Annotated in this window: 1 protein-coding gene; it reads right to left on the reverse strand. The window is 69.1% G+C overall.

Annotated elements, in window-relative coordinates:
• Nucleotides 1-1,096 (reverse strand): phosphopantetheine-binding protein (locus tag AC5Y6X_RS24335; protein WP_499989702.1); only part of this gene is annotated, 1,096 nt, incomplete at both ends.

Here is a 1,096-nt window from a genome sequence, read left to right on the forward strand (position 1 = left end):
AGGGACCGCCGCCACCTGCCGCCAAATGTCGGCCCGGGCAACAACTTCCGAGGCGTGTGCATGATCGGACAGCAGGGAGGCCCACCGGACGAACGACGTGCCGCCCGTCGGCAACGCCACCGGCTGGCCGGCGTGATGCTGGGCCCAGGCGATGTTGAAGTCCTCCAACAGGATTCGCCACGACACCGCGTCGATCGCCAGGTGGTGAACGATCACCACCAACTCGCTGGTGGAGCTGACCCACAACGCGCTGACCATCACCCCAGCCGCCGGGTCCAGCCGCGACCGCGCGGCCGCGAGGGTCTCGTCGGACAACACGTCGACGGTGTGCAGGCACGCGTCGGCGTTTACCGACCCGGGTTCGGGCACGGTCAGCGCCCAGCCTCCCGGGCCATCGCCTGTGATGCCTAGCCGCAGCATGCCGTGCCGGTCCAGCAGGGCCTGCAGCACGACGAGAACGTCGGCCTCGGTGACTTCCGCGGGGGCCTGCAGCACCATCGTCTGGTTGAACTGCTCGACCGGGCCGTCCACGGTCTGCAGCCAGCGCATGATCGGGGTGGGGATTATCGGGCCCACACCGTCATCGATGACGGTCGGCCCGTCGGCCACGTCCACCATGTTGGCCAGCCGGGCCACCGTTTGCTCGACGAAGATGTCGCGGGCCCGACACCTCAGCCCGGCGGCCCGGGCCCTGGCCACGACTTGCATCGAGAGGATGCTGTCGCCGCCCATTTCGAAGAAGGAGTCGTCGACCCCGACCCGTTCCACGCCGAGGACTTCGGCGTAGATGCCGGCGAGGATTTCCTCGACCGCGCTGGTCGGGGCGCGGTAGTGATCGGTGTCCAGGTATTCGGGCGCCGGCAGCGCGCGAGTATCCAGCTTGCCATTGACGGTCAGCGGCAGCGCATCGAGCACCACGATCGCGGCCGGGACCATATACGCCGGTAGCCGCTCGCCCAACTCGGCGCGGGTGTTGGCCGGGTCGGCGGTTCCGGTGATGTAACCCACCAGGCGTTTGTCGCCGGGGCGGTCCTCGCGGGCGAGCACCACCGCCTGCTGCACCCCGTCGAGTTCGGCCAGGGCGCTTTGGATTTCG

The organism is Mycobacterium sp. NGS26, assembly GCF_059813025.1.